26 protein-coding genes are annotated in these 22,707 nt (G+C 54.1%); 14 read left to right on the top strand and 12 right to left on the bottom strand.

Features of this window, described 5'->3' with window-relative positions; genetic code table 11:
* Positions 1 to 18 precede the first annotated feature (18 nt).
* Both dapC and nth read left to right on the top strand, forming a co-directional pair.
* A complete protein-coding gene (dapC, locus tag FHS30_RS04990; RefSeq protein ID WP_183908903.1) occupies positions 19 to 1,203 on the top strand; it encodes a succinyldiaminopimelate transaminase in 1,185 nt (394 codons plus the stop codon).
* Positions 1,203 to 1,865 carry an endonuclease III gene (gene nth, locus FHS30_RS04985; protein WP_183908902.1) on the top strand — a complete coding sequence of 221 codons (663 nt, stop codon included), beginning with the start codon at positions 1,203 to 1,205 and terminating at the stop codon, positions 1,863 to 1,865. The genes dapC and nth overlap by 1 nt, the downstream gene beginning before the upstream one ends.
* Here nth and FHS30_RS04980 read toward each other — a convergent pair.
* Positions 1,862 to 2,275 (bottom strand): hypothetical protein, encoded by a 414-nt coding sequence (locus FHS30_RS04980; protein WP_183908901.1) that lies wholly within the window; start codon positions 2,273 to 2,275, stop codon positions 1,862 to 1,864. The genes nth and FHS30_RS04980 overlap by 4 nt on opposite strands.
* Before the next feature lie 264 nt (positions 2,276 to 2,539).
* Between FHS30_RS04980 and FHS30_RS04975 the strand changes: the two genes are divergently transcribed.
* The 3 genes from FHS30_RS04975 to dapE all read left to right on the top strand — a co-directional run bounded on the left by FHS30_RS04975 (position 2,540) and on the right by dapE (position 5,170).
* Positions 2,540 to 2,878, top strand: a complete 339-nt coding sequence (locus tag FHS30_RS04975) for an ArsC family reductase (protein ID WP_183908900.1) — start codon at positions 2,540 to 2,542, stop codon at positions 2,876 to 2,878.
* Between the two features lie 48 nt (positions 2,879 to 2,926).
* A complete protein-coding gene (gene dapD, locus FHS30_RS04970; RefSeq protein ID WP_183908899.1) occupies positions 2,927 to 3,943 on the top strand; it encodes a 2,3,4,5-tetrahydropyridine-2,6-dicarboxylate N-succinyltransferase in 1,017 nt (338 codons plus the stop codon).
* 87 nt (positions 3,944 to 4,030) lie between these two features.
* Entirely contained in the window at positions 4,031 to 5,170 is a 1,140-nt protein-coding gene (dapE, locus tag FHS30_RS04965; protein WP_183908898.1) for a succinyl-diaminopimelate desuccinylase, read from the top strand.
* On the opposite strand, the gene FHS30_RS04960 is transcribed toward dapE, so the two are convergent.
* Positions 5,167 to 7,524 (bottom strand): EAL domain-containing protein, encoded by a 2,358-nt coding sequence (locus FHS30_RS04960; RefSeq protein WP_183908897.1) that lies wholly within the window; start codon positions 7,522 to 7,524, stop codon positions 5,167 to 5,169. The genes dapE and FHS30_RS04960 overlap by 4 nt on opposite strands.
* Positions 7,525 to 7,696: 172 nt before the next feature.
* On the opposite strand from FHS30_RS04960, the gene moaC reads away from it, so the two are divergent.
* Genes moaC through moaE form a run of 3 tightly spaced genes read left to right on the top strand, consistent with a single transcriptional unit; the run spans position 7,697 to position 8,899 of the window.
* Entirely contained in the window at positions 7,697 to 8,179 is a 483-nt protein-coding gene (gene moaC, locus FHS30_RS04955; RefSeq protein ID WP_183908896.1) for a cyclic pyranopterin monophosphate synthase MoaC, read from the top strand.
* 4 nt (positions 8,180 to 8,183) lie between these two features.
* Complete coding sequence (gene moaD, locus FHS30_RS04950; protein ID WP_183908894.1) at positions 8,184 to 8,432, top strand: molybdopterin converting factor subunit 1; 249 nt, start codon at positions 8,184 to 8,186, stop codon at positions 8,430 to 8,432.
* The gene (moaE, locus tag FHS30_RS04945; RefSeq protein ID WP_183908892.1) at positions 8,429 to 8,899 is read left to right on the top strand and encodes a molybdopterin synthase catalytic subunit MoaE; all 471 of its coding nucleotides are present in this window, start codon (positions 8,429 to 8,431) and stop codon (positions 8,897 to 8,899) included. The genes moaD and moaE overlap by 4 nt, the downstream gene beginning before the upstream one ends.
* 53 nt (positions 8,900 to 8,952) lie before the next feature.
* Here moaE and FHS30_RS04940 read toward each other — a convergent pair whose 3' ends face one another.
* Positions 8,953 to 9,492, bottom strand: coding sequence for a dihydrofolate reductase family protein (locus FHS30_RS04940; protein WP_183908889.1), 540 nt, complete (start codon positions 9,490 to 9,492; stop codon positions 8,953 to 8,955).
* Between the two features lie 216 nt (positions 9,493 to 9,708).
* On the opposite strand from FHS30_RS04940, the gene FHS30_RS04935 reads away from it, so the two are divergent.
* Positions 9,709 to 11,097, top strand: a complete 1,389-nt coding sequence (locus tag FHS30_RS04935) for an L-serine ammonia-lyase (RefSeq protein ID WP_183908887.1) — start codon at positions 9,709 to 9,711, stop codon at positions 11,095 to 11,097.
* A gap of 4 nt (positions 11,098 to 11,101) precedes the next feature.
* Here FHS30_RS04935 and FHS30_RS04930 read toward each other — a convergent pair whose 3' ends face one another.
* The gene (locus tag FHS30_RS04930; protein WP_183908885.1) at positions 11,102 to 12,526 is read right to left on the bottom strand and encodes a cryptochrome/photolyase family protein; all 1,425 of its coding nucleotides are present in this window, start codon (positions 12,524 to 12,526) and stop codon (positions 11,102 to 11,104) included.
* Between the two features lie 31 nt (positions 12,527 to 12,557).
* Positions 12,558 to 13,520 (bottom strand): YbgA family protein, encoded by a 963-nt coding sequence (locus FHS30_RS04925; RefSeq protein ID WP_183908883.1) that lies wholly within the window; start codon positions 13,518 to 13,520, stop codon positions 12,558 to 12,560.
* Positions 13,521 to 13,680: 160 nt separating this feature from the next.
* Between FHS30_RS04925 and FHS30_RS04920 the strand changes: the two genes are divergently transcribed.
* Positions 13,681 to 13,971, top strand: a complete 291-nt coding sequence (locus FHS30_RS04920) for a hypothetical protein (protein ID WP_246341128.1) — start codon at positions 13,681 to 13,683, stop codon at positions 13,969 to 13,971.
* On the opposite strand, the gene FHS30_RS04915 is transcribed toward FHS30_RS04920, so the two are convergent.
* Both FHS30_RS04915 and FHS30_RS04910 read right to left on the bottom strand, forming a co-directional pair.
* Positions 13,963 to 14,778, bottom strand: coding sequence for a class I SAM-dependent methyltransferase (locus tag FHS30_RS04915; protein ID WP_343048919.1), 816 nt, complete (start codon positions 14,776 to 14,778; stop codon positions 13,963 to 13,965). The two genes, FHS30_RS04920 and FHS30_RS04915, sit on opposite strands and share 9 nt — an antisense overlap.
* A gap of 15 nt (positions 14,779 to 14,793) precedes the next feature.
* Entirely contained in the window at positions 14,794 to 16,008 is a 1,215-nt protein-coding gene (locus FHS30_RS04910; protein ID WP_183908881.1) for a M24 family metallopeptidase, read from the bottom strand.
* Between the two features lie 238 nt (positions 16,009 to 16,246).
* Between FHS30_RS04910 and FHS30_RS04905 the strand changes: the two genes are divergently transcribed.
* Positions 16,247 to 17,605, top strand: a complete 1,359-nt coding sequence (locus FHS30_RS04905) for a substrate-binding domain-containing protein (RefSeq protein WP_183908879.1) — start codon at positions 16,247 to 16,249, stop codon at positions 17,603 to 17,605.
* 120 nt (positions 17,606 to 17,725) lie between these two features.
* Here FHS30_RS04905 and FHS30_RS04900 read toward each other — a convergent pair whose 3' ends face one another.
* Positions 17,726 to 18,145: a hypothetical protein gene (locus tag FHS30_RS04900; protein WP_183908877.1), complete on the bottom strand. Its 420-nt coding sequence runs from the start codon at positions 18,143 to 18,145 to the stop codon at positions 17,726 to 17,728.
* A 38-nt stretch (positions 18,146 to 18,183) separates the two neighbouring features.
* Positions 18,184 to 18,837 (bottom strand): YiaD family glycine zipper/OmpA-like lipoprotein, encoded by a 654-nt coding sequence (locus FHS30_RS04895; RefSeq protein WP_183908875.1) that lies wholly within the window; start codon positions 18,835 to 18,837, stop codon positions 18,184 to 18,186.
* Positions 18,838 to 19,053: 216 nt separating this feature from the next.
* On the opposite strand from FHS30_RS04895, the gene FHS30_RS04890 reads away from it, so the two are divergent.
* Positions 19,054 to 19,572, top strand: a complete 519-nt coding sequence (locus FHS30_RS04890; protein WP_183908873.1) for a leucine-rich repeat domain-containing protein — start codon at positions 19,054 to 19,056, stop codon at positions 19,570 to 19,572.
* Positions 19,573 to 19,632: 60 nt separating this feature from the next.
* On the opposite strand, the gene FHS30_RS04885 is transcribed toward FHS30_RS04890, so the two are convergent.
* The gene (locus FHS30_RS04885; protein ID WP_183908871.1) at positions 19,633 to 19,908 is read right to left on the bottom strand and encodes a PilZ domain-containing protein; all 276 of its coding nucleotides are present in this window, start codon (positions 19,906 to 19,908) and stop codon (positions 19,633 to 19,635) included.
* Positions 19,909 to 20,544: 636 nt separating this feature from the next.
* Entirely contained in the window at positions 20,545 to 21,147 is a 603-nt protein-coding gene (locus FHS30_RS04880; RefSeq protein ID WP_183908869.1) for a peroxiredoxin, read from the bottom strand.
* 290 nt (positions 21,148 to 21,437) lie between these two features.
* On the opposite strand from FHS30_RS04880, the gene FHS30_RS04875 reads away from it, so the two are divergent.
* Positions 21,438 to 21,644 carry a bacterioferritin-associated ferredoxin gene (locus FHS30_RS04875; RefSeq protein WP_183908867.1) on the top strand — a complete coding sequence of 69 codons (207 nt, stop codon included), beginning with the start codon at positions 21,438 to 21,440 and terminating at the stop codon, positions 21,642 to 21,644.
* A gap of 154 nt (positions 21,645 to 21,798) precedes the next feature.
* Positions 21,799 to 22,269: a bacterioferritin gene (gene bfr / locus FHS30_RS04870; RefSeq protein WP_183908865.1), complete on the top strand. Its 471-nt coding sequence runs from the start codon at positions 21,799 to 21,801 to the stop codon at positions 22,267 to 22,269.
* Between the two features lie 4 nt (positions 22,270 to 22,273).
* Here bfr and FHS30_RS04865 read toward each other — a convergent pair whose 3' ends face one another.
* Positions 22,274 to 22,702, bottom strand: coding sequence for an HIT domain-containing protein (locus FHS30_RS04865; protein WP_183908863.1), 429 nt, complete (start codon positions 22,700 to 22,702; stop codon positions 22,274 to 22,276).
* Positions 22,703 to 22,707: the final 5 nt, after the last annotated feature.

Genomic DNA, 22,707 nt, shown 5'->3' with positions numbered 1-22,707 from the left:
AAAAATCAGAGTCACGCCATGAACCCCAATCTCAACCAATTGCAAGCCTACCCCTTTGAACGGTTGGCGCAGTTAAAGCAGGGGGTCACGCCTCCGAGTAGCGATCACATTCCCCTAAGCATTGGCGAGCCCAAGCACCAACCACCCCACTTCGTACTGCAGGCGCTGACCGATAATTTGGATCGACTGGGTAACTATCCAGCCACCAAAGGCATTCCCGAATTGCGCCAAGCGATCGCCCACTGGCTAGAACATCGCTTTGCGTTATCGCACGTGGACGCTGAACGCCAAGTGCTGCCCGTCAACGGCACCCGCGAAGCATTGTTCGCGTTCGTGCAGGCGGTCGTCGACCGCAGCCAACCGGCGCTGGTGGTTAGCCCCAATCCGTTTTATCAAATTTATGAAGGCGCCGCGTTTTTAGCCGGTGCCGGCATTCACTTTTTGAATTGCGATCAACAACAGGGTTATCTACCGGATTACGATGCGGTTAGCGCCGACGTCTGGCAGCGCTGCCAAGTGCTCTTTGTCTGTAGTCCTGGCAATCCCACGGGCGCCATTACGCCACTGGCGACCTTTAAAAAGCTGATTGCACTCGCAGATCAATACGATTTTGTCATCGCCAGCGACGAGTGCTATTCCGAACTCTATTTTGACGCCCCGCCACCTGGCCTCCTTCAGGCCTGCGAACAGCTGGGCCGCACCGACTACCGCCGCTGTGTTGTGTTTCACTCACTTTCCAAGCGCTCAAATCTGCCGGGGCTGCGCTCGGGCTTTGTCGCCGGTGATGCCGCCATCTTGCAACCCTTTTTGCTCTATCGCACCTACCATGGCTGCGCCATGCCCATACCGAATCAGCTCGCATCCATTGCCGCGTGGCGAGATGAACAACACGTTGTGGAGAACCGCCGGCGCTATCGAGATAAATTTGACGCCGTACTTGCCGAGCTCAATGGCTGCCTTGATGTCAGCCGCCCAGAGGCCAGTTTTTACCTGTGGCCGCGCGTTGAACTAAGCGATACGGAATTTACCCGCGAGCTCTTTCGCGCGCACCACGTGACCGTATTGCCCGGAACATTTATTGCACGCGATACGCCGCAGGGCAATCCAGGTGCGCACCATGTGCGCATCGCCCTGGTGGCCGAACGGGACGCTTGCGTGGCCGCCGCTAGACGCATACGCGCATTTGTAGAGGCAGGCTGTTGATGACCAGCCCCAATAAAGCCGCGCGCGTCGCAAAAATTCTCAGTGAACTCGAAGCGCTCTACCCCACCACGCCAGTGCCCCTCGACCACAAAGATCCCTACACCTTGCTAGTGGCGGTATTGCTGTCTGCGCAGTGTACAGACGAGCGCGTCAACCAAGTGACGCCGGCACTCTGGGCCCTCGCCGACAATCCCTTTGACATGATGCAGGTGCCCGTAGAAGACATCAAAGCGGTCATTCGTCCCTGTGGACTTGCGCCGAGAAAGTCGCAGGCCATTTCCGATTTGTCGCGCATATTGGTGGAAAAATATCAGGGTGAAGTACCGCGCGAAATGGAGCAATTGGAGGAGCTGCCCGGCGTTGGCCACAAAACTGCCGGCGTCGTGGTGGCACAGGCCTTTGGAGTCCCGGCATTTCCCATCGACACTCACATCCACCGATTAGCGCAGCGCTGGGGACTCACCAACGGCAAAAACGTAGTGCAAACCGAAAAGGATTTAAAGCGCCTATTTCCAAAAGAAAAGTGGAACAAGCTGCACTTGCAGATTATTTTCTATGGCCGGGAATACTGTACAGCCCGCGGCTGCGACGGGACCCAGTGCCCACTGTGCCGCTGGTGCTACCCCAATCGCAAACGCCCAAAAAAGACCCTAAAAGCCTAGCGCCGCTGCGTTACCTCGCGCGCCTCAAAGGGGTTTCGCCGCGCAGGTGCGGTTACCACTGGCGCCTCCATCGGTGTCAGCGACAATTGGCTGACGTCAAAATCAGGCTGAAGGAATGACGGGCGATGCCGGAGCGCCAACTCACCGTCGAGACTCGCGCGCGCATAGCACTCCACTCTGCACACACCGCCGAACTGCTTAATCCGCGTGGCAAGTCCCTGCGCCTGAGCCTCAGTGAGGCCCGATTTCAGCACCATCAAACGGCCGGTGAAGTACTGCCGCAAGTGTGTGAGATTGCGCACGTTAAAAAAGCGGGCAAAGCGCTTGGCAAACTCCGAGCGAGTTACCGTCGGCTGAACCTGTCCCCAAAACACCACTTTGTATCGCTGTTGGCTATTTGATTCACTCATCGCGCAATGCCACTTCCCATGCTACCTCTGCTAATTGATAGGGCCTCTCACTGCAGGCGAAGCACTTCTACGCCTATCACTATTTTATGTAAAGATTTATTGATGCTTTAGATCAAAGGCGTTTAAGTACTGTCCAAATCGTTATTTGGTTAGTCACTTTTGCACTTAAAACCCATCGCGATCGGGGCCGCTAGGCCATGCAGCCACGCAGCATCTCTGGTATCCTTGCCGCCCTCCTTGACCACAAACTCATATTAAATTGCGATGAACACCCTCTACGGCATTAAAAATTGCGACACCGTTAAAAAAGCACGCAAGTGGCTAGAAGCCCAAAACATTGACTACACCTTCCACGATTTTCGCGCTGATGGCCTTTCACAAGCGCAGGCGCAGACGTGGTTTGACGAATTGGGCGAGGCGCTGATTAACAAACGCAGCACCACCTGGAAACAACTGAGTCCCGCCGAACAAGCGCAGGCGACCCAAGCCCCCGCGGCGCTATTAGTGCAACACCCCACGCTTATTAAACGCCCACTACTGGATACCGGAAGTGAACGTCGCGTGGGCTTTAAAGCGGATGAATACGCGCAACTGCTGGGCTAATTCGCCTCCACTGCGCAACCTTTTTAACGACATAACGCAGGATCAACCATGTCTATTTACGCATTAGGACTGGGTGTGGGCACCCAAAACGCCCAGGGCCAGTGGCTCGAAGTTTTTTACCCTGCACCGCGCTTGGCGCCTCGGGAGGAGATTGTCACTGAAGTGCAAAAACACTTTGGTGCACCGGGCAGCCACGCCATGAACCCCGACCAGGCAGCAGATCTGGCAGAGGCCTTAGCCAAGCTCGATGCCGAGCTGGCAGCCGCACTCAACACCCTGAGTAAAGCGAAGCGCCCATTGGTCGCCGTGGTATTAGCCAACGACGACGCGCCCGCCGACGTACCCGCCGGCTACCTCAAGTTACATCTGCTGTCGCACCGGCTGGTGAAACCCCATGCCACCAAGTTGGACGGCATGTTTGGCGTCCTGCCCAATGTGGCGTGGACCAACGAAGGCGCCATTGATCTGGCCGAACTGCCAGAGCGCCAACTCAAGGCCCGGTGTGAGGGTCGCTTAGTGGAAGTCGCCTGCGTCGATAAATTCCCCAAGATGACCAATTATGTGGTCCCCTCGGGCGTGCGCATCGCGCACACCGCGCGCGTTCGCCTAGGCGCCTACCTCGGCGAAGGCACGACCATCATGCACGAGGGATTTGTGAACTTTAATGCGGGCACAGAGGGCCCCGGCATGATCGAAGGCCGGATTTCCGCTGGTGTTTTTGTGGGTAAGGGTTCCGACCTGGGTGGTGGCTGCTCCACCATGGGCACCTTGTCCGGCGGCGGCAACATTGTCATCTCGGTGGGCGATAACTGCCTGCTGGGCGCCAACGCGGGCATTGGCATCCCGTTGGGTGATCGCTGCACTGTGGAAGCCGGGTTGTACGTCACCGCGGGCACCAAAGTGCGGCTGCTGGACGACCAAGGCGAACTGGTGAAAGAAGTGAAAGCCAGGGAGCTGGCCGGCCAGGCGGACCTGCTGTTTCGTCGCAATTCAATCACCGGCGCGGTCGAGTGTAAAACCAATCGCACCGCCATTGCATTGAACGACGCACTGCACGCGAACTGAGTAACGGCAAGGCCTGCATCGCTACGTAAGCGCACACCACCACACAAGCATTACGCGGGGCGTTAACGCCCCCTATGGGATACGACCATGACCGACCTTTCGCCCACGCTTCAGCTCGCCTGTGATCTCATTGCGCGGCCCTCCGTCACGCCCGCCGACGAAGGCTGCCAAGACATGATGATTGCGCGCCTTGAGGCCATCGGTTTTAAGGTAGAGCGCTTGCGCTTTGGCGAGGTGGACAATTTTTGGGCTGAGCGCGGCACCGGCGGCACGTTGCTGGCGTTTGCCGGCCACACGGACGTGGTGCCCACCGGACCCGCCGAGCAATGGCGCTTCCCGCCCTTTGAACCCACACTGCACGAAGGCATGCTCTACGGCCGTGGCGCGGCCGACATGAAGGGAAGTTTGGCGGCCATGGTCACAGCCTGTGAAACGTTTGTGGCACAGCACCCAGATCACCCTGGTCGGATCGGGTTTTTGATCACCAGTGATGAAGAGGGCCCGGCAGTTGATGGCACTGTAAAGGTGGTGGAATGGCTGCAAACCAATAACAAAAAAATCGATTGCTGCTTAGTGGGCGAGCCCTCCAGCACTCACCAAGTGGGCGATGTGATTAAAAATGGTCGCCGAGGATCACTCGGCGCCAAACTCATCGTTAAAGGCGTTCAAGGCCACGTGGCCTACCCGCATTTAGCGGACAACCCCATTCACGCCATGGCCCCAGCGCTCACCGAACTGGCGGCGGAAATGTGGGACGGCGGCAACGATTTCTTTCCAGCCACCAGCTTTCAGGTGTCCAACATCAATGGCGGCACCGGCGCCACCAATGTTATTCCCGGCGATGTAGAAATTGTATTTAACTTTCGTTTTTCCACCGAAGTCACCGAGGCCATATTACGCGAACGCACTGAGGCTATTCTCAAGAAACACGGACTAAAATATCAAGTGCAGTGGAACCTATCGGGCCAACCCTTTTTGACCCGCCAAGGGGAGTTGGTAGACGCCATCGTAGGTGCTATTGAAGACATTGAAGGCCGCCAAACAGAATTGTCCACTGCGGGGGGCACCAGTGACGGTCGCTTTATCGCGCCCACAGGCTCCCAAGTGGTAGAACTGGGGCCAGTAAACGCCACTATCCATAAAGTAGATGAATGCGTTAGTGCAGCCGACCTCGACAAATTGCACCGCATCTACCTGCGCACGCTGGAGCGTCTACTGCTCGGTTAGTAACGCCAATCATCTGCCAGCATCTTCACCAATACATTTTGCGCCACTGGGCGGGACATTAAAAAACCCTGCCCAAAGTCGCAGCCTAATTCCGCCAGCAGCTCAAACTGTTTAATCTCCTCTATGCCTTCAGCCACGGTTTGAATACCCAAGGCCCGGGCTAGGCTGACGATAGTATTGAGAATCACAGCCTTTTCTTGACTCGTTTCCAAGCCAACAATAAATGCGCGATCTATTTTCAGTCGATCGAAAGAGAATTTATGCAAGTAGCTTAGCGATGAATATCCAGTGCCAAAATCGTCGATTGCCAGTGAAATATTGAACGACTGCAATTCCCGCAATGCAGACTGCGCGAGTTCCACATCATCCACCAAACTACTTTCAGTGACTTCGACACACAGGCGACTCAATTGATCGCCGTGGATCTGTCTCGCCTTTCTTACCACCTTTAACAGATCCGCGTTGATTAAGCCCTGACCCGAGATATTTATATTCAAAACAAACGTTTGGGACTGAAATTTTTTCAGTAACAACAGCGCCTGCCCGAACACCCATATATCCAAATCTACAATCTGTCCGGATTTCTCCAAATCGCTGATAAAGCTCGCGGGGCTTAACTCACCGTGATCGGCATGATTCCAGCGCACTAGCGCTTCAACAGCGACCATTTGCCCGCCATCGAGCGACACCACAGGCTGTAGCACTAAATAGAATTCACCCTGCGCTATCGCTCGTTTGAAATCGCGATCTAGGCGGTGCGTTGCAGAATATTTTTGTGCACCCGCAGTCGAGTAGACCTGAATCTGATCGCGGCCGAGCAGCTTGGCTTGATACATGGCCTCATCCGCCTCGGACATCAAACGCTCTATGGAGGACTGCCCGCTCTGATACAGAGACACGCCAATGCTCGCAGACACGTTGACTCGCACGTCGTCAATTATTTGATTATTGCGCACGACGTTGATCATATCTGCACCGACCCGCCTGGCCGCCTGCCAGCTTTCTGGGCCCTCGAGCAACACCGCAAATTCATCCCCACCAAAGCGTGCAAGCGTATCCATTTTGCGCATGCAACCCGCAAGCGCGCCTGCCAACTGCATTAGAAGCTTATCTCCCATTGCATGGCCATGGGTATCATTCACTCGCTTAAAATGATCCAGATCCAAATACATTACCGCCAGTTCATACCCCTCATCACGCTCTGCCTTAGCCACCGCTTGCCCCAATCTGTCGGCAAATAAATTGCGGTTTGGCAAATGCGTCAGCGGGTCATGTAGCGCTAAAAAATTTAAATCTACACGCGATTGAAACCGTTCTATGGCATTGCGAATATGCTTAGAAACATACATCAATAACTGCTTATCTTTTGGACCAAAATCGTATCCACCGTCATAACTCTGCACCGCTACCAACCCGCGCACAGCCCCCTCCCCAAAGGGGACGCCCAACCAACTTGTAGGCAAAGTGCCCAGCACCTCGATTTTGTTTCCCTCAATCAGCTGCTGTAAATCTTCCGAGCAAAGCAGCAATGGTTCAGTGCCTGCCAGCGCAAAGGCAGTTAAACTTGGCTTGTCTAAATCAAACGGTATGATTTCACCGGTCTCATCTCCGTCTCGCTGGTCTACGCGATAGGGGATTATTACTTGAGCATTAGATGGATCAAGCAGTGCGACATAGAAATTCTTGGAAAACGTAAGTCGCGAAATACTACGATGCATTAATCGGTAGAATTCAGGCAGTGAATCAGTGTGAAAAATCAATTCCGCCATCTCAAACAAAACCGTCTGAATTTTACTGCTGTACTCTAGGTCTTCAATAGCCAGCTGTAGCGACGTAACCGTTTGCGTTTGGATAATTTTTGTTGCAGCAATAGAAGCTACCGCAGAAACTGTTTCGAGATGATCCTGAGTATAAAAATTTGTCTCAGGATGCTCCGAATCAATAACCCCAACTAACTGACCTGCGGAAAGCATAGGCACGGCCAATTCAGACAGGCCCGCCCCGACATCGTGGATATATCCTGGATAGGTTCGCGTATCGGCAATTAATTGAGCGCAACGGCTTTCCGCGGCTTTCCCCACCACCCCCTGCCCAAGAGGAATCGCCTTGGGATCTAGGATGGTGTAAGCCTCGGGGCTTTTTAATCCAAATGCCGCCTTTTGCACCAGTGTCTTGGTGTCGGGTTCGTAAAGGTAAACCACAACATCTGAAAACCCGATTTTGGCAATCACGTCCCGCGCTAAAAACCATACAACCTGCTCAAGCGACGTTAATGACAGCATGCCAATGGCAAAATCACTCACAATCCGAAGATTGTGTAGCTGCCGCTCTAGAGATATGTTGGCGTCGGCCATAGAATCGTCCCCTATCAACCCACCTGAGCACCGCTAAAAGCAAGCAATCTGTAGCGGCGGGATGGGTGCAATATTTCAGTATAGTTAGGGCAATTCATATGGCCACACAACCACCGCTGCGAAGCCCTATTTGGTATCATTAGACTTTCCTCACCAAACGAGAGATCGCAAAATGTCGGAGCTCACTCACCTCGACAAATACGGGCAGGCGCATATGGTTGATGTGGGCAGCAAAGCCAATACGCAGCGCGAAGCGCGGGCGGAGGCCTTTGTCCAAATGCACGCCGAGACCTTGGCGCTCATCCACAGTGGCGATCACAAAAAAGGTGACGTGCTAGCCGTGGCTCGCATTGCCGGCATTCAGGCGGCGAAGAAATGCGCTGACTTAATTCCGCTTTGCCACCCCTTGATGCTCACTCACATCAAAGTTGAGCTCACACCTGAACCTGAACACCAGCGCGTGCGCATTGAAAGCTGCTGCCGCCTAGTCGGTCAAACTGGGGTCGAAATGGAGGCGCTCACGGCGGCTACTGTGGCGGCGCTAACACTGTACGATATGTGTAAAGCCGTGGATAAAGGTATGATCATCACCGGCGCTCGCGTGCTGGAAAAAACCGGCGGAAAAAGCGGCCACTATCGAGTCGACGAGCAATAGCAACATGATTAATGTTAAATTTTTTGCGCGCCTGCGCGACCTTTTGGACACCGATAGCGTTGATCTCAACTCGGAGTCACTGCATACGGCAAAAGATGTTATAGACCAGCTCATCAAGGATTATCCTCACTGGCAGGATGCCCTAAGCAGCACCCAATGGTTGGTGGCTATCAACCAGACCATGGCCCAACCCAATAGCCCAGTGGCCGACGGTGACGAAGTGGCTTTCTTTCCGCCGGTGACCGGGGGATGAAACTCTATGTGGCGGTGCAAACCGAAGACTTCGCGCAGAGCAAACTCTACCGACAATTGCGACAAGACTGCCCAGACATTGGCGCCATAGTGACCTTCACCGGCTTGGTGCGAGATATCAACCTAGACACCACTGTCGGCGGCCTCTATCTAGAGCACTACCCCGGCATGACGGAAAAAGCCTTGAATGCCATTGGCGAAGAGGCCGGCCAACGTTGGCAACTCCAGCAATTGCTAATCCTACACCGCGTTGGCCAACTTGAACCGTCCGATCAAATCGTATTTGTGGGCGCCAACTCCGCCCACCGTGGCGATGCGTTTAATGCCTGTGAATTTGTCATGGACTACCTAAAAACCCGCGCACCTTTTTGGAAGCGGGAAACGACGGTTGAGGGTGATCGCTGGGTTGACGCCAGAGCCTCGGATGCTGAGTCGGCCAAGCGCTGGCAGCGAGACGATCGCGATTAATCGCTGTTCGAAAATGGTATGCGCTTGTCTGTGGCAAATCCAAGCCCTGCTAATTACTGGCGCACATAGTGGCTCTGCACCATGCCGTTTGGCCAAGTAAACGTCTTTTGATGGCGCCAAGGCACGGTGCATTGCGGGTCTTTTAACTCACCAAACAAGCGCAGGCCCGAGCCAATCAACACCGGCACATGGGTGACGATCAATCGCTGAATCAGATCTTCAGCAATAAATGCTTGTATGGTTTCACCGCCGTCCACATAGGCATGTGAAAATCCCTGCTCGCCCAAGGTCGCCAATAGGTCGCCTGGTTCACCACACATGACCGACACTTTATCCTGCAAGGGCTCGGGAATCTCCACGCCTCGCCGGCTGAGTACTCGCACCGGCAATGCATAGGGCCAATCGCCAAACTCTAATACCTTTTCAAAAGTGTGACGCCCCATTAGCAGCACATCGACGCTGCTGATGAAATCGCCGTAGCCCATATCGTCGCGCTCATTAGCGCTAGGCAACCAATCCAGGTCGCCATTGGGGCGCGCGATAAAACCGTCGAGGCTGCTGGCAATAAACACAGACGCTTTGCACAAAGACATGAAATTTCACTCTCATTACGGCACCCAACTAGTGTAGGTGAAGCTGGGCCAAGCTCCTTAACTGGCCCTTAAAAACTCCCCCATGCGCCAATATTTGAACAAAAATTGCCTATTGGAAACACAAGTTGACTATTGGAAACAGCTCACCTAGCATTCCGACCCGCCAGTCGCAACCAGCTAAACTGACGTACATCGCTTTCAAGGGCAGAAATTTCCATGGCCATTTCCGTATTTGATCTGTTTAAAGTGGGTATTGGACCCTCCAGCTCCCACACTGTGGGCCCCATGATTGCCGCGCGGCGCTTCCTCCAAGAACTGCCCTGCCCGCTCAATCAAATCAATCGGGTCACCGTAGACCTGTTTGGTTCACTGGCCATGACCGGTGAAGGCCACGGCACCGACACCGCCGTGCTGCTTGGCTTGGCTGGCAAGGCGCCCGCCACCGTCGCGGTCGATGAAATCGAACCCTTGCTCAGTGCCATTCGCAGCAACCAGCAACTGTCTCTACTTGGCGAGCAGGTTGTAGCCTTTGAGCAAGATCGCGACCTGCTGTTTAACAAGGGCGCCAGCTTGCCCCAGCACCCCAACGGCATGACCTGCCGCGCATTTGATGCCGCGGGCACCGCGCTGTTTAGCAAAAGTTATTTTTCCATCGGCGGCGGCTTTGTGCTGGCTGAAGACGAGTTTGCCAACGCCGAAAATTCGGGTTTTGACGCGCCCTACGATTTCCAGTCCGCCAAAGAGTTGCTCGCCATGGGCAAGCGCGATGGCTTGCGCATCGAACAGATGGCCATGGCCAACGAATTGTCACAGAAATCAGAGCAGGAAGTTATTGATGGCGTCTATGAAATCTGGAAAGTCATGGATGCCTGTATCCAACGGGGCTGCAGCACACGCGGAACGCTACCAGGCAGCCTGGGTGTAAAGCGCCGCGCGGCAGAACTGAACGACGACCTGCAGGACCGGCTTGAAAATGGTGTGCCCGATGCCCTCGCCGTCATGGACTGGGTCAGCCTATTTGCCCTGGCAGTCAATGAAGAAAACGCCGCTGGCGGCAAAGTGGTGACCGCGCCGACCAACGGTGCAGCCGGCGTCATTCCCGCCGTGCTCGCCTACTTTGTTAAGTTTGTGTACACGCCCGATATGGGGGGTTTGAAAAAACTTGTGGTGCAATTTTTGCTGACCAGCGCAGCCATTGGCATGCTATTTAAACGCAATGCCTCTATCTCTGCGGCAGAAGTTGGCTGCCAAGGTGAAATCGGCGTTGCCTGTTCCATGGCTGCAGCGGGCCTCACTTCGGTCATGGGTGGCACCAATGAACAAGTAGAAAATGCTGCAGAAATCGGTATGGAACACAACCTTGGGCTCACCTGCGACCCCATTGGCGGGCTGGTTCAAATTCCCTGCATTGAGCGCAACACCATGGGTGCCATCAAGGCCATTAACGCCTCGCGACTCGCGTTACGGGGCGATGGTGTGCACCACGTGTCCCTCGATTCCGTAATCGAAACCATGTTCCAAACCGGCAAAGACATGCAGGCAAAATACAAAGAAACCGCCGAGGGTGGCTTGGCCATTAACGCCGTCAATGTGGTGGAGTGTTAAGCCACTACGACAGCGAGGCGAACGCCTCAATGGCCCGCTGGCGGCTGAATTTTAGATCCACCAGCGGCGCTGAATAGTCACCGCGCTGATCAGCGGTGGGCATATGAATCTGCTTGTTGGTCAAATGTGCCAGCTCCGGCACCCATTGCCGGATGAAGGCACCCTCAGGATCAAACCGCTGTGATTGACTCACCGGATTAAACACGCGGAAGTAAGGCGCAGCGTCGGTACCGGTGGACGCACTCCACTGCCAACCGCCGTTGTTTGCGGCAAAATCGGCGTCGACCAGTCGCTCCATAAAAAACGCTTCACCTTTACGCCAGTCGATTAACAAATTTTTTGTTAAAAACATGGCGGCCACCATGCGCAATCGATTATGCATCCAACCAGTCGCTAACAATTGGCGCATCGCGGCGTCGACCAGGGGAATCCCCGTATCGCCGCGACACCAGGCATCAAAGTCGTCTGGAGCATGTCGCCACGCCACCGCGCGCGTTTTATCCACAAAGGGCTGGTTGCGGGAAACCTTCGGAAAGTGCCACATCACATAGTGATAAAAATCGCGCCACGCCAGCTCATTGAGCCAAACCTGCAACTGGGGATCGTGCCAATCGCCCTCCGCCGCGGCAAGCCAGCCCGCCGCACATTGGCGAGCGCTGATGCTGCCAATGGACAAATATGGCGACAATTGCGACGTACCGGGCCGGGCAGGAAAGTCCCGCGCCTCGCCGTAGGCGCGAACATGCTCGCTTAAAAAGTGTTGCAGCCGACGGCTCGCCTCCGCCTCACCCACAGGCCAGAGTGTGGCAAGCGCCTGCACCTGTTTTGGGTCCTCTCCATCGCGATAAAACCCAGCGATCTCGGATTGCCATTGACTCGGAAGTTGCTCCACAACCTCACCGGACTTGCGGATTGCCGGTGCTGGCGTTCGCCATTGATCGGCAAGCTGAGCCAGCCAATTGCGCTTGAAGGCAGAAAATACTTTATAGGGCGTACCGCCGCCGGTGAGCACACTTTCCGGCATGACCAAACAGCGATCTTCGCACACTTCGGTGGCGATGCCCGCTCGACGAGATGCCTCACAAACGGCGCTATCGCGCTGCCGTTCATCCCATCCATATTCACGGTGCCACAAGATGCGGGAGCAACCGATGTCCTTGGCAAATGCCATTAACACGCTGGGCACCTGTGCAAAGGTGTCGGCACTGAGCACTGCAAGTTGAATGCCTTTACTGGCTAATTTTGCACGCAGGGCGATCAACGATCGGGCCCAAAAATCCCGTTTTGGCAGCCCCACATTGTGTTGTTGCCACTGCGCCGGCGTCACAACAAAAACCCCATACACTGGCTCGCCACTTTGGCGAGCCAAGGTCAAGGGAAGATGATCAGCAATGCGTAAGTCGGAGCGAAACCAGATCAACTGGGCCATAGAGTTCTCAAATTAGGGCGATTAGGCGCCATCAAATTGCACTTCTCAAGCCCAACTCGGGGGCGTGGGGCTGCCAGTATTTCTGCGCCTGCAAATAAGCATTGGGCGCACGCCGCAGATGATGCTGAAACAAGGTCACAGGTGTGACTAACGGAATGATTCCTTTGCGATAATTGTGAATCACCGCGAGCACCTCTTGGCGATCATCGCTGTCCAAATGCTTCTTAAAATACCCCAGTAGATGCATCAATACATTTGCGTGGCCCTTGCGGTCGGCCAACACCTTAAGCCCCGCCATCAAGGCCTCAATGAAGTCCTGTGCCACATCCTCCACTGGACGCTGCTCGTGATTGGCTAACAGGCGCCCAACTTGTTTGTAGGCCACCTGCGAATGGGCCATCAATAGATACTTGTAAGGGCTGTAAAATTTAATCAATGACCCGGCGGTTAATGGCGCGCGGTTGAGCTGTCGCCAGTCGCGATAAACACCAATACGCACCATGAAATTTTCACGGATCGCAGGATCGTTCAACCGTCCTGCATCCTCCACTGGCAGCAGTGGATTTATTTCTTGCACCGCTCGGGCGAAAAAACCAACACCGTCGCGACCTGCCTGATAGCCATTGGCTCGATAGGTTTTAACATGGGCCGGGCCACAACTGGGGGAGTCATTCATAAAAACGAAACCGTCCAAGTTGGGATGGCGAGCCATGAACGCTTTACCTACATCGCGCAAGGCGGGACCATAGTCCACATCACCGGCCTCGCCTTTACTGGGCACCACGCGCAAGTCGTCGCCGTCGTGCATCAGCCGGATGGCTTTGCGAGGCACGGGCAAACCAATGGCAACCTCGGGGCACACAGGTATCAGTTCAGCCTGGGTTGCCAGTGTTTCTGCACAAAAAGCACTGCGTTTGTGACCGGCGTTAAAGCGCACTTTTTCGCCGAGCAGACAGGCGCTAATGCCCAATGTATATATTTTGCCCTGTGCCATGTGTTGCCTCTTTGCTATGTCACCGTTAACTACCCATAATCTCGGCAATGGCGCACCTACCGATGGAGCGGTCAGCACAACCTTGCCGTTGGGTGGGTTTACGAACCATGAGACACAATGGATCACAACGGCGGGCACTGTGGGCTGCTAAACTGCAATCATGAGCAAACTTCAGCTGTTTCTCGACCTACTCAAACGCCACTATCAAGCCCCCTTGAGTCAGGCGTTTGCCCAATTCAAACTGGGCGCCATGGTGTTTTTTGTTGGCATGGTCTTGGTCTACATGGCGCAGCAACTGATCGATCCGTCGCTGAGGCAGGAGGCTTTCACACTGGCCGGGCTGTTGCTGGCGGGGCTGGGGTTCATTATGGCCATGGGGGCGCACCTGCGCATGTTGATCAGCCGCTTGTGGCACTTCTTTCGCCCCGACGACCGCAACCATTCACGCTAACCACTCGCTTTTTAATCCATCGGGCATCTTTTTCAAGGGGTAGATATCAAAGCGACTGGACTTTCCCTCCAGTGTCAGCGCGGGCTCTCGCCCCGCCAGACAGGGCGCTTTGCGTGGTCGCTTGACCACTACGCGGTAGCGGGCTTGCGCGAGCGCCAATGACAGCAGTGCGTCCTGATCATCGTCCTCGCCCACGAGCGTGTGAAATGCGGTCATTTCCTTTTTGACGGCAGCCTGCTTCTGACGCGCAGGAAACATGGGGTCTAAGTAAACCACATCCGCCGCGGGCATGCGTTGGGTGGAGTCTGCGCCCTGTGGCAATAGGCGCATACGTGCAGCCACAGCCAGCAATTCTGCGCGACGATCAGCACCCAAGCGGTCCAGCCCATCGGCCAACAGCGCATGCACAATCGGGTTTCGCTCCTGCAACAGGACTCTCGCCCCCAAACTTGCCAACACGAAGGCATCACCACCCAAGCCCGCCGTCGCATCAAACACCAGCGGGCAAACACCGGCTTTTAAGCCCACCGCTTTGGCGATCATCTGGCCGCGCCCACCGCCATATTGGCGCCGGTGGTCGGCACCCCCACCGTTAAAATCTACCCACACCGGGCCATGGGCCCGCGCCCCTGTTTGCTGTAGCTGCAACCCCATCTCTGTGCACTGTAAAACATAGGGCGGTGTCTCTAAATCCGACGCATTTTTATGGCCGAGACAGGGCTGACCCAGACGCTGCGCCAAGTGCGCTGCGTGCTCCGCCAGCACAGCGTCGGTGTAGATGATGGGACAATTCAATTGGTCAACCACGATCCGGCGCCAGCCTTACAATCCGAACGGGTTTTCAAGGGATGGCGAGGGCTGGGTAAACCAACGCGGGCCATCTTCCGTCATATAAAAATGATCCTCTAGCCGCACGCCAAACTCGCCCGGTAACACCAACATCGGCTCATTGGAAAACACCATGCCAGACGCTAGCGGCGTGGTATCGCCCTTTACCAAATAGGGCCACTCATGAATATCCAGCCCACAGCCGTGGCCAGTTCGATGGGGCAGCCCCGGCAGAGAGTAATCACCGCTAAAGCCATGTTCTGCTAACACGCGCCGTGCGGCGTCGTCCGGCGCACCACAGGGCGCGCCTATTTGCGCAGCATTGAAAGCCGCCAGTTGAGCATCGCGCTCTGCATTAAAGGCCTGTCGCTGGCGCTCATTGATCTCCCCGTAGGCGTAGCTGCGGGTAATATCGCTGTTGTAGCCCTGCAGGCGACAGCCCGTGTCGATGAGCACCCAATCATTGTCCTGCAATATTTGCGGCTCTTTGACGCCGTGGGGAAAACTACTGGCAACGCCAAACAATACAATACAAAACGACGAACCCGAGGCGCCCACGGCTCGGTGCGCCTGATCGATGAAGCGCTCCACCTCGAGGGTGCTAATACCGGGCCGAAGTATGGAGGCCACGGCTTTGTGAACCGCCAGGGTCATATCTTTTGCGCGCTGCATTAACGCGAGTTCAGCACTGGACTTAATTTGGCGACAGGCCGCACTGATGACATCGGCATTGACCCAGCGCGCGCCGGCAGCTGCTTGCTGGAGTCCATGGGTGATAAAAAAGGGGGCTGCTTCATCTAGCCCGATGACGCCCGAGGACAGGCCCTTATCTGCCAGCAACTGTGCGCACAGGGCGTAGGGACTTTCGTGCTCTTGCCAGCCGTGAAATTGACCCGCTAGCAACATGTATTGGCGCAGGGTACTTTCTTCAAAGGCCGGCCCAATGAAATGCAATTCGCCGGAGGCCATCAATAGAGCGCCAACCATGCGTTCACTGGGGTACCAACGCATGCCGGTAAAATAATAGAGGTTGGTACCCGCATTGAGGTAGATGGCATCAATGCCTAGCTCAGTCATCGATTGGCAGGCGCGCGCTACACGCTGCTCAAACTCGGACTGCGCGAGCGGTGCAATGTCTGCGTTCATAACGGACAACTGTGCCAGAGCTTGCTCTGGTGTCGCGCCGCCAACACCCAATGATTTTGCCATCGAGAATTACCTCATTTCGTTTTACTGGAATTTGCCCGTGCGATTCTACAGGTTCTAAGACTGTGTGTTCAGCGCCACGCTGGACACTCCCATAGGACTAATGAGCCCGCATAAGCCTCAAGCTCAGTCACTTATCTTTCTGCGTCACACAATTGTCACATCACTGTCATAGATTTGCCGCGCCCTATCGGCACTATGCCGTGTCGGTACCGTTTATTCACATGCCGAGGATGTCTCAATGACCCATTTAATACGCATCGTTAAATGCTGGTCCCGCAAACTGGCGCTACTAGCACTGCCCGTTGTTTGCCATGCCACGACACTGCCACCGTTTACCGCCGATACACAGGGAGTTTTATTTACCATAAAAGGCTCCAATACCGTGGGCGCTACATTAATGCCCGCGCTTGCGGAAGACTTTTTGCGAGCGAAGGGGCTCATCAAGGTCACTCGCTTGCCCCTCCCCTCTGCGAATGAAATAAGGGTCCAAGGCTACGTTTCAAACGACCTCACAACACCCCCCATAGCAATCGATATCGCCGCTCACGGTTCAGCTACAGGTTTCGTGGGGCTGCTAGAGGGTAGCGCACAACTCGCCATGGCATCGCGTCCGATTAAAGCCAAGGAGGCAGCCAGTTTGGCCCATCTGGGGGACATGAACAGTTTTGACGCAGAAAAAATTATCGCAATCGACGGGCTCGCCATCATCGTGCACCCAAACAATCCTGTGCAGGCGTTATCCATTGCGCAGATTGCCAACATTTTTGCCGGTCGCATTAGCAATTGGAAAGCCGTCGGCGGTCTCGATGAACCCATCACGCTATTTGCGCGCGACGAAAATTCTGGCACCTGGGATACCTTTAACCATTTGGTATTGGCTAAACGGGCCACGTTAGCGACAACGGCGGCACGCTTTGAATCCAACGATCAATTGTCGGAGGCTGTCACAGCTTCGCGCGGCGCCATTGGCTTTGTTGGACTGGCCTCCATCAATCAAGCCAAAGCGCTAGCACTCTATGACCAAGGTACTGAACCCTTAGCGCCATCCATAGCCCGTGTGGCAACGGAAGACTACGCACTGTCTCGGCGCCTGTTTATCTATCGCGACCTCACCGAAGCGAACCCGCTGCTGAAGGAATTTATTGCGTTTATGCAAAGCGCGCAGGGTCAGGCGCGCGTGCAAGCGGTTGGCTATGTCTCGCAACACCCTAAAATTGTTGCGCCAGATCTGGCTGGCGTCGACAACAAAGATTACTTAGCACTGGTATCAAACGCACAGCGACTGTCGGTAAACATTCGCTTTAAAGCGGGCAGCGCAGAGTTAGACAACAAAGCGCAGCAAGATATTTTGCGTCTGGCCAGCGTCATGTCACACGCAGATTTTAGCGGAAAAACACCGCTGCTCATTGGCTTTGGCGATGCGAAAAATACCGAAAGCCGCGCCAGAGTCCTATCCAAACTGCGTGCGAGCCGGGTTAAGGCGGCGCTGTACGCACTGGGTATTCACACTGCTCCGGTGGCCGGATTTGGCGCTGTGATGCCGATCGCAAGCGCCGACAACCCGCGCAATCAGCGCGTGGAGATATGGGTGCAATAGCACCAATTTTCGCTAGTCAATCACCTAAATATTAAAGCAACACACAAACAAAAAAGCCCATCCAGTTGGACGGGCTTTTTCGAAGACAAACTGCGTCTAAGTTTTATCCAATCAAAACGTTTAGAAGGTACTCGCCTGCAAGCGACGCGCCTGATTTAAACGCTCGATATCCGCTTGCGCTTGCGCCTCGGTAGGTGTTTCACAACTTGCCGCCCAAGCAACTCCTGCGGCCTTGGCGTCGCTCGCTGCCGGAGTCAATGTCAGCAAATAGCGCTGCCCAGGCTGCAGCAGCGACAAGCAGCCACCAGAGGTAACTACCTGCAGCGCGTCACCTGGCACTATGGTGGAGTGCCAGGCATCTTGAATCACCACTTGATAACGCACGTGGGCAACTCCGAGCGTACCGGGTTCAGACAACCCCACACTGTATAAGAAATTGCGTTGGACAATATCACCCAACACCTGCGGTGCGGGCTCCCCGGCGGAGCCGGCTACCGCCATCAATGAACACGCCAAACCCGCCAACAGTTGCTTATACATCCACATCACCTTCGTTATTATTTTCTAATTCACTACCCTTACTGCATAGGTATCAATTCGAGCTCTACCCGACGATTTTGCTCGCGGCCCATGTCACTGCCATTGTCAGCAATGGGGTAGCGCTCGCCGTAGCCCACCGCTTGAATCCGGCCCGCCACAATTTGCTGCCCACGCAGGTATTGCGCAACGCTCTGGGCACGGCGTTCACTGAGAATTTGGTTGCTGCTGTCACTGCCCACCGAGTCGGTGTGTCCCGCGACTTTGATAGCGGTTTCGTCAAATTTCTTTAAGACCTTGGCCACGCTATTGAGAGTGGGGTAAAAGTCACCGCGGATTTCATAGCGGCCAGTTGCAAACGTAATGTTGCCGGGCATGATCAAATAAAGTTTGTCGCCATCGCGTCGAACACGCACACCGGTGCCCTCAAGCTCTGCGCGCAGGGCAGCCTCTTGCTGATCCATGTAATAACCCACACCGGCACCCGCGATACCGCCAACCGCAGCTCCGCGTGCGGCAGCTTTGCCTCGATCAGCGCCCTTCTTGGCCGTCGCCGCGCCCAGAACCGCACCCGCCACAGCGCCCACTGCTGCACCTGTAGTCGCATTGCTGGTCTTTTGCTCACCGGTATAGGGATCCATGGTTTGGCACGCAGCCAGCGCCAATGCCGCAAAAACTACCACTAATTTACGCATGACAACTCCTCAAAGTAATTCTACACACCCCGCATGGGGCGCTAGGTGGATAATCGTGCTGGAGTATACCCTGCCCAGACAAACCTTATAAGGGAGAAAGTGCCGGCTCAGTCGCAAAATAATGTAATGCAACTATGGCTCCAAATGCCATTCAGCACTATGCTGCCGGCCCACCTAAACTAAGCTGCTAGGAACATGCGGGCCGGAGACAGAAGCATGCAACACCCACACCCCAGACCTTCGCTGAAGGCAATAATTTTGCTAAGCCTGCTGCTAATTTCAGCCTGCTCTGGCTACGAGGTAACTGTCAACGAGCGGACGGTTTACGCCCCTGCGCCCCTGTTTATGGACTTTACTGTGGTCGATAAAAATTTGCAGCGCTGCCTCGACCAAACTATTGAGGACCAGCGAGTGACTGAGGCCAGCCGCCTTACGCGGCTAAATTGCACCAATGCGGGTATCCAAACACTGGCCGGAATAGAGATTTTTGCGGGCATAACCACGTTAAATTTGGCGGACAACAACCTGCGGCAGGTGCCCGAATTGACCAAACTCGCCAAGCTTACCCAGGTGGACCTGCGCAACAATCAGCTCAAAGCACTGCCTGAAGCACTCAATTGGCTAAAGCTGACTTATTTGGATGTGCGAGACAATAGCGCGCTGCAGTGTGGCGATTTGAGGCAACTGGCCACTGACGGGGATTTGAAGTTGTGGCTACCGGCCCATTGTCACTAGTTAAGTAAAGATCGCTAGCCAAAATCGCCAGCCAAGGTAGCCCAGCCGCTAAAGGCTGACCTAGTCCTGCAAGCAGAACATCAAGCCAACGGTGGTTTTATGCTGATGCATAATTTTCATGGGTACGGGTTCTTGATTGACCTGGCCGGCAATTTTGCGAAATACCACGTGCACTAATGTTCCCTTGGGCGGCAACAGCTCGGTTTCCAGCTGCACCGATGCGCCGCCATCTGAAATATCTCGGGTATATCCCACCAAAGTGCCGAAAGCGGGGTGCGTCATTTCTACGCGAATGGATGTGGCTTGGCGTGCATACCTGCGGCGATCTGCCTCCACGTCTTACTCCTTAAAATCTGAGGGTCTAATCAATCTTGTGTCAGTGACCGGGTGCCGCATTCTGGCGGCGCTTCATCCAGTATAGGCAGTCGAATCCCCAACGCCGTCGAATTTTTCACCTCGTTTCCCTATTAATATGAACATTTGTGCTAAAAACTTCGAGATCTCCATTGACGCCCTGTGCACAACTGCATTAATCCACAATTTCTGTGGATAAGTCTGTGCATGATATCTGAGAAACGGGCGCAATTGCCCATTCGACGGGGCACCTCTACAAATTGTCCAAAAATTAACCACACCAAAAAATACTTATAGAAAACAATAGGTTATATATGTCAATACAAAGAGATGTCATATTTTACTGAGGCGAATTCACTGCCCACAGCCATTGTTCGCTAGGGTGTGGAAACTTCTGTCAGCTTAGACAGGTTGAATTTAAAAAAGGCGTGAAGGAAGTACTAACTTTATAAAATTCTTCTGGTTTTTAATCACTATGCAGAATATTAAATAGAACTATGTATGAAAAACCCGTCTTAGCAATTTGGGATAATGTCACAGTGCCTTCCTATAATGCGCCGGCCTTTTATTCAGGCACAAAAAAGCCGCGCATTGCGCGGCTTTTTTAAAGCACCAACGTTATAGCTTGTCAGCGTTCTCTTTCAAGTAAGCAGCCACACCCTCGGGTGAAGCCGTCATACCCTTGTCGCCATCTTTCCAACCCGCTGGGCAGACTTCGCCGTGCTCTTGATGGAATGCCAAGGCATCAACCATACGCAACATTTCGTCAACATTGCGGCCAAGTGGTAAGTCATTGATTACCTGATGACGCACTAAACCGTCCTCATCAATCAGGAAAGAGCCGCGGAATGCCACGCCACCTTCAGATTCAACGTCGTAATCCTTACAGATGCTGTGCTGAATATCGGCTACCAAGGTGTAGCGCACGGGGCCAATGCCGCCTTGGTCAACGGGTGTGTTGCGCCATGCGTTGTGGCTAAAGTGTGAATCGATAGAAACACCGATTACTTCTACGTTGCGCTTCTTAAACTCTTCGATGCGATGGTCAAAAGCCAACAGCTCAGATGGGCAAACAAAGGTGAAATCCAGTGGATAGAAAAAGATGACCGCCTTTTTGCCCTTAATGGCAGCGGACAGGTTGTAATCCTCAACGATTTCGCCCGAAGCCAATACGGCAGCTGCAGTGAAGTCTGGCGCCTGCTTACCTACTAAAACACCCATGATATTCTCCTTGTTACTGATTAAGTTTGAGTCTTACAAATAATTTGCTGAGCGGCGATCGCCCGTATCACCGCAATGGGCGCAAGCACAACTGGCTGCGCGAAGAAAGGCGGCTATGTTACCCGCACCACCGCGGCAGTGTCATTGAATCTGTATATGGCACCGATAGCATCAGTTTCAATGGGTTACCGCAAATTAGTTATAAATAAGAACAATTCCCATAAAGTATTGACAATGATTCTCATTAATGTAAACTTCTTGCCTATCAACAACGCATTAGTGGAAGCACCATGTACGTCTGCATTTGTAAAGGCATCACCGACTCCCAAATAACCGACGCTGTCGCTGAGGGCGCAACCAATTTGCGCCAGGTTCGCAAAGCCTTGGGCGTGGCCAGCCAGTGCGGTAAATGCGGTGTATTGGCACAAGAAATTATCGATGAAACACTGCAGATGCACACTTCCTGCTCAGAGGCCCTGTTCTACACGGCTGCATAGCGCCGGATTGCGAATCGCTTGCATTCGCTTTTTACTTATTAACAAAAATTCATTTAATCTATTTAATTCAATCACTTACCGCTGTTTTTCTTGACACTGTTTCGCCTCGGGCACACACTTGCCGCACATTTATCTGCGAGCGAACGGAGCCATCATGAAAGGCGATCCTCAGGTTATTGCCCACCTCAACAAAGTCCTAGGAAACGAACTCATTGCCATCAATCAGTATTTTTTGCATGCGCGCATGTACAAAGACTGGGGGTTAGCGGAGCTCGGCGAGAAGGAATATCACGAGTCCATCGATGAAATGAAGCACGCCGATCAATTGATCGAGCGCATTTTGTTTCTAGAGGGCATTCCCAACCTGCAAGACCTAGGCAAATTATTGATTGGTGAAAACGTCAAGGAAATGCTGAGCTGCGACCTTAAATTGGAGCTGAAGGCCATTCCAGACTTAAAAGACGGCATTAAGTATTGCGAGTCGGTACAGGACTACATTACCCGAGATTTATTTAAAGAAATTTTGGAGTCTGAAGAAGAACACGTCGACTGGCTGGAAACTCAACTGGGGCTCATTGATCGCGTGGGCCTGGAGAATTACCAGCAATCCCAGATGGCGTCCTAAAGCCCTAGTTAGCGGCGGGGGTAAAACCCTCGCCCACCAAGGCGCTGATGAGCTTATCGCGCCGCTTAGCGAGCGCCTCGGGTGCATACGCAAGCGCCGCTGCCCGCCCCCAGATGGGGGCGGGCCACGCGGCATCTCCTTCAAAGCGCGCCACATGGTGTAGGTGCAGCTGCGGCACCATATTACCCAGCGCTGCCACATTGATCTTCTTTGGGTCGAAAAGGCCCACCATTACCTCGGCTAATCGACAGGACTCATCCATCAACTGATGCCTATCCTCTTCGCTGAGGTGGTGAATTTCAGTCACGGCCCCTCGCTCCGGGATCAACAGACACCAAGGGTAATTTGCATCTAGGCTCAAGCGCACCTGACACAAATCCATATGACCTAGCAGTATTGAGTCCTGCTCTAGCTGTGGATGAAGGGAAAACATAGCCA

The sequence above is a fragment of the Simiduia aestuariiviva genome (genome assembly GCF_014192475.1).
Classification (GTDB): Bacteria; Pseudomonadota; Gammaproteobacteria; order Pseudomonadales; family Cellvibrionaceae; genus Simiduia; species Simiduia aestuariiviva.
The sequence above is the reverse complement of the archived record's forward strand: the minus strand, read 5'-3'. Positions and strand labels throughout refer to the sequence as shown.